We start from the raw sequence: 15,487 nt of genomic DNA on the forward strand, positions 1-15,487 counted from the left end.
CAGGGTTTTAAGCTGAGTTTGATCTTTTAAGGGAATTATGATGACTGTATTGAAACCTGTTTTAGTAGGAATTCTGGCTGTTGTGGCCAATACGGTTTCAGTGGCTGCTGAAAACACCTATAACCTGATACAGGTCGGATCGGGAAATATGGCAACGGGTGAGCAAGGTGATTTAACGGTTAGTAATAGCCAGATTAGCCAGATACAGATTGGTAATGACAATGAGGTGACAGGTGAGCAGCAGTTGTTTACCGAGTCTAGTGAGATTTATCAGTTACAGCTGGGTGCCAGTAACTCTACCGAATCTAACCAGAGCGCAGCTATATCGTCCACCATTACCATTATACAGATTGGGAACAACAATAGTGCCGAAAATATCGGTCAAACGGGTACTGCACAATCGAGTATTGCTATTACACAAGTTGGTACCAATAACGATGTTGGCTCGTCTCAAGCCGGCGTGGTAGCTGGAGATATTAGCGCAATTTTAATTGGTGACGGCAATAACTCAAGTTTAACACAGGATAGCAGTGTCAGTGACTCTATAAGAGTAACGATAATTGGCGATTTCAATAGAAGTGGAGTATCACAAAATATTGGTTTTGAGAATTCTGTAGTTAATTTTCAGTTTGGGTCTAGAAATGATTCGAATGTTGATCAGAATTTAGGGGTGGCCAATAGTGTTCTTGTTGTGCAGTCGGGTAATGAATTACGTTCTTTTGTAGCTCAGAGTGCAGCTGCGAGTTCGTCCTCACTTGTGAGTCAAAAAAATACCGCAAACTCTTATGCAGTTAGGCAAGAGAATATAGGTAATTTAAGTGTTGGAGTTCAGGACGGTATTGGTCTGGACGCCATGCAGGATCAAATAGGTAATTTTAGTGCTGGGTTAGTCCAGCAATTTGGAGCTTTAAATTTTGCTGAGTTGGCTCAAAGTGGAGATTTTAGTACATCAGAGATGCTGCAATTGAGTGGATTTCGTAACAATGCTTTTGTTTTGCAGCTGGAGGCATTCAATACCGCTATTGCAACACAGGCTGGGGATACGAACTCTACCCGTTTGAGTCAGGCTACAGTGGGGAATTTGGCTAATTCCTCCCAGTTTGGTGACAACAACACAGTTTTAGGACTTCAGTAATCAATATTGTCAGATGAAAGGGAGTAACCACTCATGAAGTACAGTTCTCTTGCGGCCTGTGTTCTGTTTTCGACTTACAGTGCAGCAGGGATAGCAGCTGATAATACCTATCAGCTCATACAGATTGGTGAAGGTAATACGGCAGAAGCTGATCAGAGTGATCCTGGCGTGAATGGAAGTACTATCATTCAACTACAAGTTGGTGCCAATAATGAGGCTACGGCAACTCAGATTTTTTTGACAGAATCTAGCACTATTGTACAGAGGCAGATTGGTAGCAATCTATCTGCCTCTGCACAGCAGGGGGGTGTCACAACTAACTCAACCTCTGTTCAGTATCAGTTTGGCACGATGAGCACGGTTAATTCATTTCAAGCTAATTCTGAAAATAACTCTGCTTTTGTCTTGCAGAGTGGAATAGGACTTGATGTATCCATCTTACAGACCAATGCCGCTGATAATTCGGCTGTTGTTCGGCAGTTTGGTAATAATAGTAGTTCTGGAATTTTTCAGGTTAATAATAGCTTTGGAAATGTAGCGGTTCTTTTTCAAGCGGGTGACAATGGAGGATTTAACATATCACAAACTACCGCGAGTGACAGCTATGCTGCTGGCGTCCAGGTGGGAAATGCTGTTAGAGTGGAAATTGAGCAAAAGTTTGTCGTCGGCTCCAGTTCTTTTGTAATTCAGCGTGGTAATAATAACTTCGTAACAGTTACTCAAGAAATTCTGGGAAATGATAGTTATATCCTGCAAAGTGGTACTAGCCTTGAGGCGACTCATGATCAGGTGGGTGAATTCAATACTGCAATTACCGAACAGCGCGGCGGTATCAATGTTGCTGCGACAGGGCAAACGAGTCAGTTTAATTTTTCTGAAACCTTCCAGTTAAATGGCTTGCTTAATCAGTCCTTAATTAACCAGATTCAGGGGTTTAATACTGCAACGGTTTTACAGGATGGTGATTCCAACCAAGTGGGGTTAACGCAGGGAACAGTGAGTAATATAGCTACTGCCACTCAATTTGGAAATAGTAATACTGTGCAAGGGTTTCAGTAAGTTGGCTTTTAGCGGCCACTTCTATATCAGGTTAGACAACGGACGTTCCGATAATTTCCCTAGAGTTATTTAGTGACGCATCACTTGATAGGATTGTTTGAATAACTCGGCTGGTTCGGGCTTTTCCATATGCACATTGAAAATAAAAAGGTTCTAGTAGGGTGGGAAGACTTTTAATGCGTCATTAAAAACGCATAAGTATAGATTTCGGAGCCATTTAAAGTATTTCTTATAGGCTGTTATTCTTGTTCGTATATCAAAGCTCTTTGACAAATATTTATTCTAGAGGAAAAGATGAACCTGAAGACATGTACATCATTGGTATTATTAATAACCTTAATATCAAAGCCAATTTTCTCTCTGGCGGATGTTCAATGTGGAGATACGATAACGACAGCAGAAGTTCTCAGTCAGGATATTTCCTGTGATCTTGAAACACAGGTCACAATAGAAGGGCCTTCCGGAAGCCTGGACATGAACGGTTATGTACTTACTTGTGAAGATAGTGATAGCGCAGGGATCTCTCTTGAAGGTTTAGGAGCTGTATTAGTAGGAGGTACCATAGACACTTGTGGAATTTCTGTCTTTTTAGAAGGCGATGGATTTCATTCAGTTCAAGGTTTGATTTCTGATAGTCCAGGGGTGGGTTTTATAGTGGAGAGTGACAACAATTCTATTAATGGCTCAATGTTTCTTTCAGGTGGCCCTGGTAGCATTGGTTTTCAACTCAATGGGGATTTCAGTCATATTTCAGGGAACTCACTAAGTGGTAATAGTAATGCCATAGCAGGGATTGTCATTGCGGGTAGTTTCAGTCAGGTTATTCAGAATACCATTGATGGATCTATTTTTGGAATTATTATAGAGCCTCCAACTGTTAATGGATTGGTGGTGCAGAATGTGATATCGAATTCTTCAGATATTGGCATCGTGATGGATTTTGATATAGTGGATCCGCCTTCAATGAACTACATTATTTCGGGAAATCAGGTGACTGGTAGTAATGGTGAAGCTGATTTGGTAGATGAGACTCCTGATGCTTGCCTCTCCAGTAATACTTGGTTTGGTAACATATTTGATACTGCTAGCCCAAGTTGCTTGGAATAATTGTATTCTTGTTATTGGTGGGAGAATAGCGTGTTGCTTGCTCAATAAGTATGCTATCCAAAGCTATATAGCTCTGATTAGAACCTCTTTTGTCTTAGCGCCATGGCTAATACCAGGAGAAGTAAAAATGAGACTGTCATTGATATGGGAACGAATTTCACTGATGGGATTTCCAGGTAGCCCTGGAAGAAGCTGTAAATTGCAGAAGTAAAGGCGAAAGAAAAGGTGAGCAGTGCAGATGCCATACCGTGGCCACCTTTAATTTCTGCCATGGCGAAACTGCTGGATAGTGGGTTGAGAAACCCTACAACAAAACAGCAGAGGTAAAGTGAGCCTAACAAGAAGGTTAGAGTGGAGTGGTACTCCAGATAGATAACAGCAGCTACTGGTATTAGTAGGGTTATCAAAATCCTCACTATTGGTAGTTTGTCATAGTTGACCAATGATCTGAATGTGAGTATGCCCAGTATATAGGTGGCGCTCAATCCAGTAACCGCGAAGTTTAACTGCATATAAGAAAGCGTCGCGCTGTACCTTAAGATTCCATGGATATTACCGATAATTGTCTGCATAACCAGTGCATAGCCAACCCCTGTTGATAACATATTTAATATACAGCTTTTTGTTGTTAGACAGCGCTTCCATATATTTAAAATGGTTTTAATCGTTGAAAGGGGCTGTCGATCTTTTCTGAGCGCAAGCTGTGAGTAAATCAGCATTGCTACCTCAATAGCTATCATTATGTAATAGGCGTATCGCCAATTAATGGGTATAAGAGTGTGGGCGAGTATTGTTGCTAGAATAGGGGCAACAATAATAGTCAGCGAAATAAATGAGGTTCGCTTCTTTACCGCTTCAGAAGAGCTGGCGTGTCGCAACATCACCGATCGCCCTATAGAGGAATAGCACCCAGTCCCGCCACCTATCAGGATGCACCCCAGGTAAAATGTAGAAAGGTTATGTGTATTTGCGACAGTGAAAAGTCCAGCAATCGACATAAGCTGAGCATATTTCAAAATGCGGGCAGCACTAAAAATATCCGAGAACATGCTCAGTACAATGGCAGAGGCAGAAAACATCAGGTACAGAGTACTTATCGCCAAATGAATCTGGCTCGTCTTAATTTCCAGGCTGGAGGCAATGGTGTCGCTTAAAGGCATAGATAACATCAGCGTCATGTAGCTGACAGTTGCCAGGCCATAGGAGAGATAGTGAAAGTTCGGTTCAGTGAGCTTATTCAAAGGATTGATAGAAGTTTTGAGTTGTTTTTTCTCGTGGCTACCGGAAACTAATGTAGCTTAAGGCTGGTAGCGGTAGGTGATTTATAAGTAGTTAGGATTGGGGTTGTCGAACTTTTCTATGTGCTCCTCTAGCAAATAAATCCCCATAAAAAAGCCCCGGCAAGCCGGGGCTTTTAACCTCATATTTTAGTTATGGTTGGCCGATTGGCGCTGCGCAGGCGAGATAGACATCCAATTGATTATTGGTGAAGCTCAACCCTTCCAGTGTCAATCTCACTTGATCAAAGTCACTATTGGTGGTGGCCAGCAGTAAGCGGTGGTTATGTGCACCGTTGACTTTGAATGGGGCCAGACGATATCCACTAGTGGACTCCCCTGTAGCTACTCCATCCAGGTAAGTGCTGATTGTGATGGTGTTCAGGTAGATGATATCCAGCAGTGGTGTGGTGTGCTCTACCAGGAAACCGACCACATGGCGTCCCTCTTTAACCGAGTGGTGGTTGATTTGAATATGGGTAGATCCACCTGCACCGCTGACAACTTCCATTCTGGCAGCATCAGACAGGACGCCGTTAAATACCCTTTCTACTGCAGTAATAGAGCATCCATCACAAGGCTGTTCAATTCCGTAAGTCAGGTCTGCATCTACACCGTTAACGATCTCCAGGTCTTCAAATGCTGCGCAGGACAGGCCTGATTCGAGGTCGCAGGCATCGCCGATACCATCGTTATCAGAATCCTCCTGTTCGGGATTGTGAGTCTGGGGACAGTTATCGAGATCGTTCTCTACTCCGTCGCCATCCATGTCTGTATCGCAAGCATCTCCTACCCCGTCACCATCCGTATCGGTTTGGGTTGGATTGGGAATGGCAGGGCAATTGTCGACGGTATCATCCAGCCCGTCATCGTCGCGGTCGTTATCGCAGAGATCTCCAGCACCGTCGTTATCGCCGTCTTCTTGCCCTGGATTCGGAATCATTGGGCAGTTGTCGACGTCATCATTAACGCCATCACCATCCAGGTCTTCGTCACAGGCATCCCCAAGACCGTCACCGTCAGTATCGGTTTGGTCGTTTGGCGTTAGTGGACAGTTGTCATCGGTGTTGTCTATGCCATCGCCATCAGCATCGCTATCACACTCATCGCCGACACCGTCGCCATCCGTGTCCGTTTGATTCGGATTGGGGATGGCTGGGCAATTGTCTTCACCATCGTCGTGGCCATCGTTGTCGGTATCACTGTCATCGTCGCAAACGTCACCGATGCCGTCACCGTCCTGATCGGCTTGATCATCATTTGGGATAGCCGGGCAGTTGTCGGAAGTGTCCGGGACTGTGTCACCATCCCGGTCGCTGTCACAGGCATCACCAACGCCATCCTGATCGATATCCGACTGATCGCTGTTGGCAGTATCCGGGCAGTTATCGTAGGCGTTATCTACGCCGTCGTTATCGTTGTCGCCATCGCAGGCATCGCCAATTCCGTCGTTGTCACTGTCTTCCTGTAGTGTATTGCTGACATAGGGGCAGTTATCGTCGTCATTGAAGATACCGTCGCCATCGAGGTCTGGATCGCAGGCGTCACCGACTGAATCCCCGTCGGTATCTGTTTGATCACTATTGGATGCCGTGGGGCAGTTATCGGCTGTGTCATCGACGCCGTCGTTGTCGTCGTCGCTATCACAGATATCGCCGCTGCCATCCCCGTCAGTATCGAGTTGGTCTGAGTTGGGTATTGATGGGCAATTGTCGGCATCGTTATCGGTGCCGTCTCCATCCAGGTCTTCGTCGCAGGCATCCCCGACACCATCTCCATCCTGATCTATTTGATCGGTGTTGGGGACGAGTACACAGTTGTCAACGCTGTCAGGTACCTGATCGCCGTCGACATCGGTGTTGTCATCGCAGGCATCTCCGTAACCGTCACCATCTGTATCTGTTTGATCTGCGTTGGGTACCAGCGGGCAGTTGTCATTTTCATTTTCAACGCCGTCATCATCGCGATCGCTGTCGCAGGCATCGCCAGTGCCGTCGCCGTCGGTATCGGTTTGATCATCGTTGGCAACGGCCGGACAGTTGTCATTACTATCGTCTATACCATCGCCGTCATCGTCGCTGTCACAGCTATCGCCTTGCCCATCACCATCGATATCGCTCTGGTCTGAATTGGCAGTAGCAGGGCAGTTGTCATCGTCGTTATCAATACCGTCACCATCCTGGTCGCTATCACAGGCATCACCGACACCGTCTTCGTCGATATCACTTTGGTCGGTATTGCTATGGCTGGGGCAGTTGTCATTCTCATCTTCGACAGAGTCATTGTCGTCGTCGCTGTCACAGGCGTCGCCAATGCCATCTCCGTCGTTATCGTCTTGGCTTGGGTTGTGGGTGGATGGGCAGTTGTCATCTTCGTTATCGATGCCGTCACTGTCCGCATCGTCATCACAGGCATCACCTATACCATCGCCATCCTGGTCGGTTTGTGAGGAGTTGGCTGCGGTTGGGCAGTTATCGTCTTGATCGTCTACGCCATCACCGTCGTCATCGCTGTCACAGGCATCGCCAATGCCGTCTCCGTCAAGGTCGGCTTGGTCTGGGTTGGATACGGTTGGGCAGTTATCCTGGCCATCGTCGTGGCCGTCGTTGTCAGTATCGCTATCTTCGTCACAGGCGTCGCCGATACCGTCATTGTCCTGATCTGATTGGTCTGGGTTGGCTACGTCCGGACAGTTATCCAAGCTGTCGGTGTAATTGTCCCCGTCGCGGTCGTTGTCGCACACATCCCCGACGCCGTCGCCATCGATATCACCCTGCTCACTATTTGAATCAGCAGGGCAGTTGTCAGAATCGTTGGGGACGTTGTCGCCATCCAGATCGCTGTCACAGGCATTGCCTATGCCGTCGCTATCACTGTCGGCTTGGTCTGAATTCGGGGTTTGTGGGCAGTTGTCTGAAGTGTCTGGGTGGGAGTCGCCATCGTCATCAGTATCACAGGCATCACCGCTGCCGTCGCCATCTAAATCATCCTGGTCTGAATTACTAACAGCCGGACAATTGTCATTATCATCATCGATACCGTCACCATCTGAGTCTGTGACGCCAGGGGGTGGGAGCAAGTCATCGGCGGCATCGCCCCGGCCTCCATCAGAACCGCAGGCACTTAAAAGCACCACTGAAAATAGTATCGCAATAAGCGAAGGTAGACGCATGGTCATAATCTCCCGAACAAAATCCATTTTTGTTATCTGTCGGACAAGCGCAGTAGACCTATAAAAAATACGCCTGCAATAAATCATTTATGCTGGCGCACTTGGACTCCGGCTTATTTTTAGATAGATGTCATTATTTTGGTTGTGCGTATTTCTAATACTAAAGTTATGGCGCACAACCGTTTATGAGTGTGGTAACTATGCGTTCTTTCTCACTAAAAGTGTGATGAATGGCGAAATTTTGGCGGGATAATTTATGGGTGATAAAGCATGTAATTAGTAAAGATAAATTCACGCCATTAAAAATATCGGAATAGATAATTTGACAGTTTGTTTTGCTATTGGTCTTGACTATTTACTGAGTGGAAGATGATTCTGAGCCTGATTTAACCGCTGTAAGGATCGGGAGTTATATCGACACTATTAATTGGGCAAGTGGTCAAATAGCTGAAGGCGATAAGGGAAGTTCATCTTGTGGTAAGTCTGATGCGGACTAGAGAACGCAGGAAGTTTTCCCCAGTATTCACGCAGTTTTTATAAAGGTAAGCGTTGAGTTAGTCTCAAGCATACTCGCCAGAAGCGTGGCAGGATGGTTTTTTGTGGAAGATAATTTTTCTGATTGATCATGAAATTTGCAGCTACGTATTTAAATCGAGATATATCGGTTAAGCTTTTCTTGAAGAGTATTCTTTGAAGTCATATGGTGTAAACCAGGTGAGTCAAAGACATCACCTGGGTTTATAGATTTTGATCTTTCTATTTAAGGTTTAACTTCATTTCCATCAGTGATGGTTTGAAGCCTACTTTTTCATAGGCTTTTATTGCTGAGCTATTTTGAGAGTAAACGTCAAGGTAGAAATCCTGAACCCCACTCTGTTTTCCCCATGCAATTAATTTCTCTATTAGCTTTGAGTTAATGCCCTTTCCTCGGTGTGCTGGTGATACATACATAAAACCCAGATAAGCATGCCGCTCATGATCAAGAGATATCTTTGAGTTTCGTATTTGGGCATATCCACTTCCAATGATCTCATCTTCGCTTTCAACTACCAGAAGATAGGAGTCATCAGATAGTATCAACTTCTCCATATCATAATAGAATGCTGATCCAGCTTTAATGGATGAATTGTATGGCCTTTCGGCTTCGATAAGGCATTGTTCAAATTTAAGTAAATCAGGAAGGTCTTCTATAAGTGCTTTTCTAAAATTCAACATCTTAATTTTCAGTGGTGTTAGGTTTGGTAGTGAAAACTGCTTTAGCTCTACAAGGGCCTGTATATGACATTGATGTGGGCTAAAAAGGCTCGATGAATTCCTATTGTTTGATGGTCAACTCATACATATATCTGCCCACTACTGTGAGCCATTATCTGTGTGATTGCGTGAGAATAACAGATTATACTAAAAAGGGAGAAGAAAATAATACACTACGCTCGGGACCCTATGAGGCATGGATGCCGATTAGGAGCTTACAGGGATATATTCTCAGCGTGTCTCGAGTGCGGTGTATTATTTCCTATTACCCCAGTAGTAAGTATTGAAGTTGCTTTTGTGATTCAAACTTTTCTTGTTTAGGAAATTAGCCCCAGAGTCCTGTCAATTGCCCAATACCCGCTGGCTATTCCAACTGGATAAATCGCGTATTTTGAATGTGTCAGAAGCTGGTTATATAAAGTTGTAATTTTCCACTTCGAGAATATCCGCTGAACTGTAGATGATAAGAAAGTCAAAACCAAGACAAATAATATTTGCCCCAATTCTACACCTATATTAAAGCTAAATAATGCGGTGATTTTATGGCTGTGAGGAAGGCCTAATTCCGCAAGCGCACTGGCAAACCCAAACCCGTGAAGTAATCCAAAGCCAGTGGCAACAATCGCAGGATAGCGTCGGGTTAAACTCGTTTTACGCTGTCTATTATGCGCATATACAATTTCTGCGGCTAATAGCATAATGCTCAATGGGATCAACACTTCAACAACATCTACTCTTATGGTGAATAAGTCTAAACTTGCGAGCCCTAGAGTGAGAGAGTGGCCTACTGTAAATCCGCTAATCGCTATTAAAATGCCTCTAAATTTTCTGGCGATAAAGACTAAACATAATACGAATAGTAAGTGATCATAGCCCTCTAATATATGTAAGAAACCTGCTTCAATATATTGTGTGACACTATCCCAAATAGTTAGGCGGGAAGGTAGATTTATCTCTAAGACCTTGGGGCTATTAAAGAGATTAATAGTGTCGCCGTCTGATTTTTCAAAATGAATTAAACTCGATAAGGCTGGATTGGCAATGGGGTATGTGATTCTTATTGTTAGGGGGTTATATAGCCTTGTGAAATTGTTTGGGTGGAGATTCCTGCATAGGTAACTCTTCACGTTGGGTCTGGTAGGCCCTGTTATCTCTGGTTGTATTTGGCAGAATTCGCCCATTAAGTGTATCTCAGGTTCAGTCCCTGGCTGCATGATAGGCGGGATTTTCCATCGAAGGATATATCTGCTTTCCGTGACTTCTTTTAACTCAATGTATATCGGTCTTCCGTCATGAGCGAAACTAACATTACTAATTGTTGTAAGTAACAATAAGAATAGAATGGCTTTGATGATCTTGTAGGGATTTTTAGTTGGCATAGGTGATATCCACAGGAACATATGGTATCGAGGCATCCCTCTCTATTCTGTAGCCTGCCAACAGCTCTTGTATCCTAAGTTGTTTATTTTCCTCCATTTTATTTCGTCGATAATCCTCAAGTACTAAGGGGGAGGCTTCTCTAAAGCTGGGTAGACGGCTTGTTTTGTTTTCACTAATCAAAATTAGATGTAGACCATACGGAGATTCAAATGGACCGGACCAGGTATTCAATGGTAGTTGAAAGATACTTTCTGCCAAATTATCTCCGAAGTGGCTGGCTACTAGACTGGGAGTGCGATCTACATAATTCCGATGAAAGATAAATCTATCTCCGTAGAGGGCGGAATCCTCGAATGGAACTGACTGCTTTATTAAGTGGTTCAAGTTCTTTTTGACAGTCTCCTCTAACTTTTCTGTAGAGTGCCGCCTAAAATCAAAGAAAACATGAGTAAAGGTAATAGATGCTTCAATTCGATATTTTTCGCGATGAAGCTGGAAGTAGTTTTCCAGACCTTCTTCACTAATATCAGTGTTACTGGAAAAGCCACCATTTACATAGTCCAGCTTTTGAATAAGGCGTCGTCGTATAATCTGATCATGCTTCTGCAGGCCTAGATTAAGGGCTTCACGGTAAAGTACTTCTTCTTTAATGTAATCATTAATCAGGTTGGACTTCTCTGGCTGAGTCAACCCCTCCCAATAACGTCGTGCAAAACTCTGGTTAAATGTTTTTTTCTGGAATTGTAGGTGCTCAATTAGAATGTCCTCGCTGATAAGCAAGGTATCTTCATAGTTGGTTCCATTTTCCTCTATTAATAACTCTGCGAAAACGAACAGCAATAAAGCGATAATAGAAAAGTGTACCAGAGGCTCCCTCTTCAGAATCTCTAATTTCTGCTGCATGAAGCTTCCTCCATTGAAACCTGCAGAGAGTATTGATATCAGTATGTAAGCGACTTTTTTAGATATGCTATTTGCTTGCTTTGGCGTCGAGGTTTCCTGCCAGTCTTAGGGGGTATACCAAATTGGGGATGTATAAGCGCGCTCCTGGATAACGGCGGGTCCTTCAGACGGTACCTGAATATTTCCATTATTGATTTCTTTTGTAGCTATTGCATCGTAGAGTGAATGGCGTGGGGTAGGGATTTGCAATACCCGAACATAGTAAAAGGCTCTTTCGTTTATATTAAACTTTGGATCTTGCCATAGGGTTGATAACTCAATGGAGCCAATGTTGTTAGTGTATTGCCCCGTTTCTCGATTTACCGTGTCCCCCACAGGCCTTAGCTGGCCTTGGTTATTAAGCGTGCGTTCGCCAGACCAGGCAACATTAAATATTTTTTCTTGGCTCTTTCCTGTTGAGTCCAGCCAAGATTTAACCACCTGAACTCGATCCAGATTTGCTCCTTTAGGATCTTTTGTCGCGCGTATAAGTAGCTGAATTGGTTGGTCAGTTTCTTGTGGTTTCACTAAATCACCCCCCATAGGTACTCCATGGGAATAACCTAGTTCAGCAATATTTTCAGCATCGATGGCGTGCTTAGGAAAATTCCAGCCTGCAAAGACGCGCACCTGAATTCTAGGGCCTGTAGTGGCATATACTTCACGGCGTTTAAATGCAGCAAAAAGGCTTTCTCTGGTATTTTCTTCAGCCCAAGCGGCGGCGAGTCCAGAAGCGGACATGTTCCAACCTGTAGCCTTGGTTCCGCCAATGACAGTGTTAGTTCGCTTGCTGCTTGGTACTGAGTCATGGGCAAACTTGCCCCAAAAGTTATCCTCCTCAGCAGTTGACATACCCGTATGTGAATCTGTGGACCCCACAAACCCCAGCTTATAAGGGTTTACACCAATTTTCTTCTGCATTTCCAGTCCTGTGCGTAAGGCGGATCGGACGAAATCACCTTTAGCGACATGGTACGACTCCGGGTCAGCTTGCAGATAGAATGGATAATTCTCAAAGTCTGCGAAAGGATCGTCCGGGGAAAGCGTTGAATGGGTTTCTGAGTCCCCCTTAATTTGTGTTATTTCAACCAGGGGCTCCCAGCGCATGCGTGTACGCGCATACTGTGTATCAATTGGCTCACCACGCAGAGTGGTTTCTGCAAACATATAACCTTTGGACACATTAGAATTGTGGGGGATCGCAATGAATTCACTGCCAGTTCGTTTAGATGTCGCATCTAACCACTGCCACAAATCTTCTGGGTACTGACTCTGATCAGCCCCAAAAGGAAGATACTGCTTAGCTTTTTCCGCCCCGTCAGGAGAGACAACCACCCGGTGTAAGTTGGCCCCGGTTGGTGTTGAGCTCCATTCCCAGCCAATAAAACTGGTAAAAGTGCCCGGGTTATTATGGCGCTCTGCGGCATCGACTATTGCGCTCCATGCGCTTGTCCGGGTCTTATCCAGATCTCCAAGTACGGGCTCAGGGGGCGTGTTGGCTGGGTCCTGGACAGGGTCAGCGGGAGCTACTGTGTCTAGCGCCTTTTTGGGCAGTAACTCATTGAAAATATCCATACCTTCATTTATCGAGACTTTATATCTAATATGCTGCTTGGCAAACCAGCGCATCATTGACTGGTATAAGGACATATCGCTGTCGAGCTCATCTGTTTCATTCACCACTGCCCTCATTACTCCCAGCCCCTCAGCGTGATCTGAAACCACGAGAAAATCCAACGGGGTATCTATACGTACTTTTGCATGAGTGTAGGGGTGAATAACCGGCTGCCCCTTGGCCCACCGATAAGCGGTGTCCGGAGTTGCCGAATAATTTTGGCTTAAGAAGGCATCGAATGAGTAGGAGGTATGAAGGTGCATATCTCCCCAGAAAACCTGAGTGGGCTCACTAGCAGTAACACTTAGGTGAGTGATGGATAATGTAACCCCTACCAGACGTGCTATTCTTTTTATGGGATTTTTCATATTTCCAATTACCAGCGTCGGCTGGCTATCTTTTAGGTGACTAGATCCTCTTAACATGTCAGGATCGTTAGGATAATCTTGGTAAATAAGGAAGTGATTGATTAGATGCTAATCATTTGGCTTTTAGGTTTCTTTGCAAATAAAGCCAATCTCTTGACCAATTAGGACACACTTGTAGATGGCTGAGTATGGACACACGACCATTGCAACTTGGGTATTACCTATTATTGAGGCCCTAAAACCATTCTGTTCTACCCAAGAAATTTTGCAGCGTGCAGAAATTGACCCCAAATGCATAGTGGACGCGAACCAGAGAATTCCTTTAGAGAATATGAAAAAACTATGGGGGCTCGCTGAATCTATATCAGGTGATGATTGTATCGGCCTGCAAGTCACTAAGTATGTGAATCATACAAACCTTCACGCTCTAAGCTATGCCCACTTGGCCAGTAGCTCCATCAGGGAGAGTTTACTAAGATCTGCTCGATTCTCAGAAGTGGTTACCACCGCTATGCGAATCAATGTTCATGATGAACAGCAGCAAGTAGTAGTATCCTGGGAAAAGGTTGACAACTTCCCATATGATCCAAGTATTCATGCTATAGATGCCTTTATGGCTTTGCTAATAAAGTCCATCAGAAAGATATGCCCTGATGTGCATCATCATTTGATTTCAATTAATCTGGAGAGGCACAGACCTGCCACCCTTGAGCGGCATCAATTGATGTATAAATGCCCAATTAACTTTTCGGCAGACATTTGTGAGATTAGATTTAAACAAGAGTTTGTTGATCGAAAGCTCTCTTCGGGAAACGATGAGCTGGTCAGGGTCAACGAGCAAGCCCTAATTGGTTACTTGGAGCGTTTGCAGAAGAATGACATAGTTAGCATAACCAGTAGAGTGCTTGTTGATCTGATGGCTACAGGTAATTTTTCACAAGAGGTCGTGGCCAAGGAGCTTGGTATTAGTTGCCGTGGTTTGCATAGAAAACTAAAAGAAAGAGGTTTCAGTTATCAGACTGTGCTAGATGAAATACGCCAGTATCAGGCTGTGCAGTACCTTAAGCAAAACGATACCCCGATCACGTCAATCGCCTACAAACTTGGATTCGGTGATACCAGTAGTTTTTCCAGAAGCTTTAAAAAATGGACTGGGCAATCTCCGCGAGAGTTTCGGACTAAGCATAGTAGAGATACCTCAACAGAAATCTGTATAGATTAAGAGCGACTTTATTTATCAATAAAGGATTCGATTTGTTTGCATTAATTACTCCTAGGGCTATTGGATATTACATACCACCCAGCTACATTTGGTTGGACTATTCTATAGTTATCGAGAGAAAAGAGGGGAAGTCTAGTCTTTAAAGGGGCTGATAAAGTACTTGAATTTCTCATTCGGTATCATCAAATGCCTCAAGCTCTTCCTTGCTTCGAACCCAAGACTTAACTCTGCCAACTGTAATCCCATTATCATCGTCAAACAGGATTTCAGTGCCTTCAGGATCAAGTTCATCATAGATGGGAATAAGACTGCTTAGTCCCTCAAAAATCCAGCGACCTCTACGCCCTTTATCATTTGTCCAGTCACTTTTGTCTTCGATGCCGGACTTCCCGTACTGAATGGCCTTCTGGTAAGCTTGCTCTCTATCATCAGCTCTTAGTATCACAACATTTGAGAATGCCCGGCAGCGCCGACGCATATTGTCGAGTTCCTCATCATCAAATTGAAACCTCTCTATAATTGTTGCGACCCACCAGCCGTAGGGGCTCTTATTTCTGTCAGGGATTCTCTGGTTACTCATTTTAACTGCCTTGTACTCGCCAGTGATGGGGAAGCTAATAATCTCTTATTATGCATTAATTCCCCCGCTTGCAGTCATGTAAAACAGGAATAAAGCAGCGGCGAGATATAGGGGTACACGAATAATACCTGCAACTCTGTTTGGGCCCCACTCATCTTTATCTATGGCTGCCTTGAACTCATTTAGAGTGAAGTAACAAAATGCGCAGCCAAGTAAAAAGGAGCCTGCCCGAGTATTGAAAATGGACAGATTTAGCATCTCAGGATTCAAAAACCGGATAGCCAGCAAGCCAAGCATTGCCAGTAGGGTGGTGAGGATAATAATTTCATTAATTCCAAGTGCCTTCTTGTTCATAAAATACGATGTTCCAATTAGT

12 protein-coding genes are annotated in these 15,487 nt (G+C 44.3%); 4 read left to right on the forward strand and 8 right to left on the reverse strand.

All coding sequences use genetic code 11. From position 1 onward, the window contains the following. Positions 1–40 precede the first annotated feature (40 nt). The 3 genes from ACJJIW_RS12215 to ACJJIW_RS12225 all read left to right on the forward strand — a co-directional run bounded on the left by ACJJIW_RS12215 (position 41) and on the right by ACJJIW_RS12225 (position 3,301). Entirely contained in the window at positions 41–1,135 is a 1,095-nt protein-coding gene (locus tag ACJJIW_RS12215) for a hypothetical protein (RefSeq protein ID WP_444935302.1), read from the forward strand. A 33-nt stretch (positions 1,136–1,168) separates the two neighbouring features. Then, on the forward strand, positions 1,169–2,194 hold the full coding sequence (locus ACJJIW_RS12220; protein ID WP_444935303.1) for a hypothetical protein: 1,026 nt from the start codon (positions 1,169–1,171) through the stop codon (positions 2,192–2,194). A 294-nt stretch (positions 2,195–2,488) separates the two neighbouring features. Beyond that, positions 2,489–3,301, forward strand: coding sequence for a hypothetical protein (locus tag ACJJIW_RS12225; protein ID WP_444935304.1), 813 nt, complete (start codon positions 2,489–2,491; stop codon positions 3,299–3,301). A 77-nt stretch (positions 3,302–3,378) separates the two neighbouring features. Here the strand turns inward: ACJJIW_RS12225 and ACJJIW_RS12230 are convergent, their stop codons facing one another. From ACJJIW_RS12230 to ACJJIW_RS12255, 6 genes are all read right to left on the reverse strand, one after another. After that, on the reverse strand, positions 3,379–4,542 hold the full coding sequence (locus ACJJIW_RS12230; RefSeq protein WP_444935305.1) for an MFS transporter: 1,164 nt from the start codon (positions 4,540–4,542) through the stop codon (positions 3,379–3,381). Between the two features lie 190 nt (positions 4,543–4,732). Then, a complete protein-coding gene (locus ACJJIW_RS12235) occupies positions 4,733–7,777 on the reverse strand; it encodes a thrombospondin type 3 repeat-containing protein (protein WP_444935306.1) in 3,045 nt (1,014 codons plus the stop codon). Positions 7,778–8,506: 729 nt separating this feature from the next. Beyond that, positions 8,507–8,965: a GNAT family N-acetyltransferase gene (locus ACJJIW_RS12240; RefSeq protein ID WP_444935307.1), complete on the reverse strand. Its 459-nt coding sequence runs from the start codon at positions 8,963–8,965 to the stop codon at positions 8,507–8,509. Positions 8,966–9,321: 356 nt separating this feature from the next. After that, positions 9,322–10,383, reverse strand: coding sequence for a HupE/UreJ family protein (locus ACJJIW_RS12245; protein ID WP_444935308.1), 1,062 nt, complete (start codon positions 10,381–10,383; stop codon positions 9,322–9,324). Beyond that, on the reverse strand, positions 10,373–11,287 hold the full coding sequence (locus ACJJIW_RS12250; RefSeq protein ID WP_444935309.1) for a peptidylprolyl isomerase: 915 nt from the start codon (positions 11,285–11,287) through the stop codon (positions 10,373–10,375). Before ACJJIW_RS12250 ends, ACJJIW_RS12245 begins: the two co-directional genes overlap by 11 nt. Before the next feature lie 105 nt (positions 11,288–11,392). Continuing rightward, positions 11,393–13,309: a DUF3604 domain-containing protein gene (locus ACJJIW_RS12255; RefSeq protein WP_444935310.1), complete on the reverse strand. Its 1,917-nt coding sequence runs from the start codon at positions 13,307–13,309 to the stop codon at positions 11,393–11,395. 178 nt (positions 13,310–13,487) lie between these two features. Here ACJJIW_RS12255 and ACJJIW_RS12260 point away from each other — a divergent pair, with 178 nt between their 5' ends. Further along, the gene (locus ACJJIW_RS12260) at positions 13,488–14,531 is read left to right on the forward strand and encodes an AraC family transcriptional regulator (protein ID WP_444935311.1); all 1,044 of its coding nucleotides are present in this window, start codon (positions 13,488–13,490) and stop codon (positions 14,529–14,531) included. Positions 14,532–14,700: 169 nt separating this feature from the next. On the opposite strand, the gene ACJJIW_RS12265 is transcribed toward ACJJIW_RS12260, so the two are convergent. Beyond that, on the reverse strand, positions 14,701–15,111 hold the full coding sequence (locus ACJJIW_RS12265) for a DUF4288 domain-containing protein (RefSeq protein ID WP_282931751.1): 411 nt from the start codon (positions 15,109–15,111) through the stop codon (positions 14,701–14,703). 48 nt (positions 15,112–15,159) lie between these two features. Next, complete coding sequence (locus tag ACJJIW_RS12270) at positions 15,160–15,465, reverse strand: hypothetical protein (protein WP_282931752.1); 306 nt, start codon at positions 15,463–15,465, stop codon at positions 15,160–15,162. Positions 15,466–15,487: the final 22 nt, after the last annotated feature.

Source organism: Microbulbifer maximicatervae (SeqCode), from assembly GCF_052467815.1.